The following is a 4,428-nucleotide window of genomic DNA, read 5'->3' as shown; positions in this document are numbered from 1 at the left end:
TAAAGTCTGTGCAAAAGCACAGATTTTTGCTGATATGGCTCAGTTGGTAGAGCACACCCTTGGTAAGGGTGAGGTCCCCAGTTCGAATCTGGGTATCAGCACCATTAATTTAGTTCGGCAGAAACAGAAAAGAATTTGCTTGGCGGCCGTAGCGCGGTGGTCCCACCTGACCCCATGCCGAACTCAGAAGTGAAACGCCGTAGCGCCGATGGTAGTGTGGGGTCTCCCCATGTGAGAGTAGGGAACCGCCAGGTTTTATATTTAAAGAAAGCCACTCATCTGAGTGGCTTTTTTGCATTTACAGCCCGCCAAAATACAAATCCCGCAGTGCTGGGATCCGCGTCTGCGGACTGATAAACTAGACCGTATATTTGTCAGATGAGTTTTCATTATGTCCCTCAAACCTGCTGATTCACTCCGCCAGTTACACACATTTGGTATCGAAGCCGGTGCCCGGCATATTGATGTCGCAGAGACCATTTCTGATCTCTGCCGCTTATGGCTGGCTGCACAAACGGAAAAATCCCCCTTCCTGCTGTTAGGCGGTGGCAGTAATGTACTGTTTACTGAGGATTTCAATGGCTCCGTTGTCATTAACCGGATCCCCGGAAAAACGGTCCGGGAAACACCGGATGCCTGGTTTATCGAAGTGGGTGCCGGTGAAAACTGGCATGAATTAATCCGCTGGATGCTGGTGAACAGTATTTACGGCATGGAAAACCTGGCGCTGATCCCGGGCTGTGCCGGTACCGCACCGATTCAGAATATCGGGGCATACGGTACCGAATTTAAAGACGTCTGTGACTATGTGGATGTCACCTCTCTGTCAGACGGGCAGACAACACGCCTGACCGCAGAAGAATGCCGTTTTGGCTATCGTGACAGTATTTTCAAACATGATTACCAGCAGGGGTATGCCATCACAGCGGTGGGTCTGAAACTGCCGAAAGTATGGAAACCCAATCTGAGCTACGGCGATTTGAAATCGCTGGATCCTGCGACTGTCACTCCTCAGCAGGTATTTGATATGGTTTGTCAGATGCGGATGAGCAAACTGCCGGACCCGGCCGTAACCGGCAATGCAGGCAGCTTTTTTAAAAATCCGGTTGTGACTGCGGAGTGTGCGCAGAAAATCAAAACACAATATCCGGACTGCCCGCAATATGTGGTGGCGGACGGAATCAAACTGGCTGCCGGCTGGCTTATCGACCAGTGCCAGCTGAAAGGCCACCGGGTAGGCGGAGCAGCGGTGCATATGAATCAGGCGCTGGTATTAATCAACCGAGATAATGCGACAGGTGATGATGTTATCCGTCTCGCCCGTTATGTCCGCCAGCAGGTTGCTGCCCGTTTCGGGGTTCAGCTGGAGCCGGAAGTCCGGTTTATCGGTACAGAGGGTGAAATCAGTGCCACAGAGGCTATTGCATGAAAGATTACAGTGTACCGCTGACGCTGATCGGTATTTTATCCGACGGTGAATTTCATTCCGGTGAACAACTCGGCGATAAGCTGGGAATGACCCGGGCCGCAGTTAATAAGCACATCCGTACCTTACGTGAGATGGGTATAGAGATGGAAACGGTTACCGGTAAAGGCTACCGTCTCTTTGCACCGATGAATCTGCTACAGCCGGATGTGATCCGCACACTGCTGCCCGGACGAAATGTTGAAGTGCTGCCGGTCATCGGCTCCACTAATCAGCATATGATGGATAAAGTGGGGGAACTGACATCCGGCGACGCCTGTGTAGCAGAATACCAGTATGCCGGACGTGGTCGCCGCGGGCGGCAATGGATCTCTCCGTTTGGCCGCAATCTGTATCTTTCTCTGTACTGGCGTCTTGAGCAGGGACCTGCTGCGGCTATCGGACTGAGTCTGGTCGTCGGTATTGTGCTTGCCGAGACACTGCATGAGCTGGGTGCGACAGGTGTAAAAGTCAAATGGCCGAATGACTTATATCTGGATGACAAAAAACTGGCCGGGATCCTGGTCGAACTTCAGGGAAAAACCGGGGATGCCGCGCATGTGGTTATCGGAATCGGGATTAACCTGACCATGGAAAGTAACGGTACGGATCAGATTGGTCAGCAGTGGATCAACCTGCAGCAATCCGGTATTCAGATCGACCGTAATATATTATCTGCGGAGTTTATTAAACATCTGACGGATGCGCTGCACCTGTTTGAAAAAAGCGGACTGACCCCGTTTATTGAACGCTGGTATGCGTTCGATAACTACCTTAATCGTGAAGTAAAATTGATTATTGGTGAGCGTGAGGTCTTTGGCGTTTCCAGAGGGATAAACGGACAGGGTGCGTTATTATTAGATCAGTTCGGTGAAATTACGCCCTATATCGGCGGAGAAATATCACTTCGCGGTGTGAATGCAAAAAACAAACCGGCCTGAGCCGGTTTGTTTTTAACAGAAAAAATGATTATTTCCGCAGTTTAACATTTGTCACCATATGATTGGTGCCCTTGGTCATCACCAGACTGGCCCGTTCTCTGGTCGGCAGAATATTTTCATGCAGATTCAGGCCGTTGATCTCATCCCAGATGGTTGAGGCGATACTGACGGCCTCACTCTCTTCAAGCTGTGCATAGTGGTGGAAATAGGAGTTCGGGTCACTGAATGCACCCTGACGGAATTTCAGAAACCGTCCGATATACCAGCTCTTGAGTAATTCTTCCGGTGCATCCACGTAAATAGAGAAGTCCACAAAATCGGACACAAAGACATGGTGCATAGAATCCGGGTAATCCATCCCGCTCTGCAGCACATTCAGACCTTCCAGAATCACAATATCCGGTTGCTCAATGACCAGCTGTTTATCCGGAATAATGTCATAGGTCAGATGCGAATAAACCGGCGCCAGCACCCGGGGGTTACCGGATTTCACTTCAGAAACGAAACGCACCAGATTATGCATGTCATAGGATTCCGGGAATCCTTTCTTCTTCATGATACCGCGTTCATTCAGCACAGAATTGGGATGAAGAAAACCATCAGTGGTGATCAAATCTACTTTGCGATGTTCCGGCCAGCGGCTCAGGAGCGCCTGTAATAACCGGGCTGTGGTACTTTTCCCGACAGAGACACTGCCGGCAATACCAATCACATAAGGGACTTTCGCTTCATTTCTGCCGAGAAACTGCTCCAGAACAGCCTGGCGGCGCAGGTTTGAGCTGATATAGAAGTTCAGCAGACGCGACAGCGGCAGATAAATCGCGATAACTTCATCAATCGAGATTTCATCGTGGATACCGCGCAGATCATCAATTTCCTGCTCAGACAACGTCATCGGAACGGAGTTACGCAGGGTTGCCCACTGACTGCGGCTGAAATGGAGGTAAGGAGAGAGCGCTTTTTCTTTATACATAAACCAACAGCTGCCTTTATTACGCAGGTTGGACAGGTCATTAATACCCGTACCGGCTGAAAATAAATCGCATCATAGCGAGAGATGGGAGTCAGGCGTAGCAATTTTTTTGAAAAAATGCATTTTTTTTGATGTCGCGGACATAAATTACATTGCACATGACATAAAGAAGGCGTTAAAAATAAGCGGATTATTTATGTATACGGTAGTTCATCGGTGTGATTACTGAGAGTTTACGTGATAAGGATCGCTGCTAATTTGTACATTACCTATTGAAAAAAACAGCAAAATACGGAAGAATGTCCACTTTGTGAGCAAAAGAACAATTTCAGCGATTTTTTTGTTGCATCCTGCGCAAAGTCTCCATAGAATGCGCAGCACTTGATGCCGGCATAGCTCAGTTGGTAGAGCAACTGACTTGTAATCAGTAGGTCCCGAGTTCGACTCTTGGTGCCGGCACCATTTAACAATTTGGAAAGGTGGGATACCCAAGCGGCCAAAGGGAGCAGACTGTAAATCTGCCGTCACAGACTTCGAAGGTTCGAATCCTTCTCCCACCACCATCCAATGTGAATTATTATCCTGAGTGTTTTACTCAAGACTCCTTCGATGTAAAATACTCCGGATTCAGTTACAGCAGATTAAAGTCAGGTAGCCGAGTTCACGCGGGCATCGTATAATGGCTATTACCTCAGCCTTCCAAGCTGATGATGCGGGTTCGATTCCCGCTGCCCGCTCCAAGATGTGCTGATATAGCTCAGTTGGTAGAGCGCACCCTTGGTAAGGGTGAGGTCGGCAGTTCGAATCTGCCTATCAGCACCACTTCCGTTGTTCTCCATTCCTTGATTTTTTTCCCTGTAAATATCCAGACAAGCAATACTGCTTGGTTGATGTGGTGAAACCACCGATTCCGTGTCTTAGAGGGACAACTAATGTCTAAAGAAAAGTTTGAACGTACGAAACCGCACGTTAACGTTGGTACTATCGGCCACGTTGACCACGGTAAAACTACCCTGACTGCTGCAATCACTACCGTTCTGGCAAAAACC

Annotated in this window: 4 protein-coding genes, 5 tRNA genes and 1 rRNA gene; 9 read left to right on the top strand and 1 reads right to left on the bottom strand. The window is 48.9% G+C overall.

Annotated features, from left to right (window positions below):
- The first annotated feature begins 28 nt into the window (after window positions 1-28).
- From N7387_RS20960 to birA, 4 genes are all read left to right on the top strand, one after another.
- Window positions 29-104: transfer RNA gene (locus N7387_RS20960), tRNA-Thr, on the top strand.
- 34 nt (window positions 105-138) lie between these two features.
- Window positions 139-254 (top strand): 5S ribosomal RNA (gene rrf, locus N7387_RS20955).
- A gap of 137 nt (window positions 255-391) precedes the next feature.
- A complete protein-coding gene (gene murB, locus N7387_RS20950) occupies window positions 392-1,429 on the top strand; it encodes a UDP-N-acetylmuramate dehydrogenase (protein WP_262864851.1) in 1,038 nt (345 codons plus the stop codon).
- Window positions 1,426-2,406: a bifunctional biotin--[acetyl-CoA-carboxylase] ligase/biotin operon repressor BirA gene (gene birA, locus N7387_RS20945; protein WP_262883892.1), complete on the top strand. Its 981-nt coding sequence runs from the start codon at window positions 1,426-1,428 to the stop codon at window positions 2,404-2,406. Before murB ends, birA begins: the two co-directional genes overlap by 4 nt.
- 28 nt (window positions 2,407-2,434) lie before the next feature.
- Here birA and coaA read toward each other — a convergent pair whose 3' ends face one another.
- Window positions 2,435-3,379, bottom strand: coding sequence for a type I pantothenate kinase (gene coaA / locus N7387_RS20940; RefSeq protein WP_025152624.1), 945 nt, complete (start codon window positions 3,377-3,379; stop codon window positions 2,435-2,437).
- A 386-nt stretch (window positions 3,380-3,765) separates the two neighbouring features.
- On the opposite strand from coaA, the gene N7387_RS20935 reads away from it, so the two are divergent.
- The 5 genes from N7387_RS20935 to N7387_RS20915 form a co-directional block, all read left to right on the top strand.
- Window positions 3,766-3,841, top strand: a tRNA-Thr gene (locus N7387_RS20935).
- 16 nt (window positions 3,842-3,857) lie between these two features.
- Window positions 3,858-3,942 (top strand) — tRNA-Tyr (locus N7387_RS20930).
- A gap of 102 nt (window positions 3,943-4,044) precedes the next feature.
- Window positions 4,045-4,119: transfer RNA gene (locus N7387_RS20925), tRNA-Gly, on the top strand.
- Between the two features lie 6 nt (window positions 4,120-4,125).
- Window positions 4,126-4,201 (top strand) — tRNA-Thr (locus N7387_RS20920).
- Window positions 4,202-4,311: 110 nt separating this feature from the next.
- Window positions 4,312-4,428, top strand: a 117-nt coding sequence (locus N7387_RS20915; RefSeq protein ID WP_000031649.1) for a GTP-binding protein, incomplete at its 3' end; no start/stop codon positions are given.

It is taken from the genome of Morganella sp. GD04133 (genome assembly GCF_029835375.1).
GTDB classification, from domain to species: Bacteria; Pseudomonadota; Gammaproteobacteria; order Enterobacterales; family Enterobacteriaceae; genus Morganella; species Morganella morganii_B.
The sequence above is the reverse complement of the archived record's forward strand: the minus strand, read 5'-3'. Positions and strand labels throughout refer to the sequence as shown.

What these genes read in the sequence shown, in the direction of transcription:
- murB (WP_262864851.1), top strand. Translation starts at nt 392, where the DNA reads ATGTCCCTCAAACCTGCTGATTCACTCCGCCAGTTACACACATTTGGT.
- birA (WP_262883892.1), top strand. Translation starts at nt 1,426, where the DNA reads ATGAAAGATTACAGTGTACCGCTGACGCTGATCGGTATTTTATCCGAC.
- coaA (WP_025152624.1), bottom strand. Translation starts at nt 3,379, where the DNA reads ATGTATAAAGAAAAAGCGCTCTCTCCTTACCTCCATTTCAGCCGCAGT.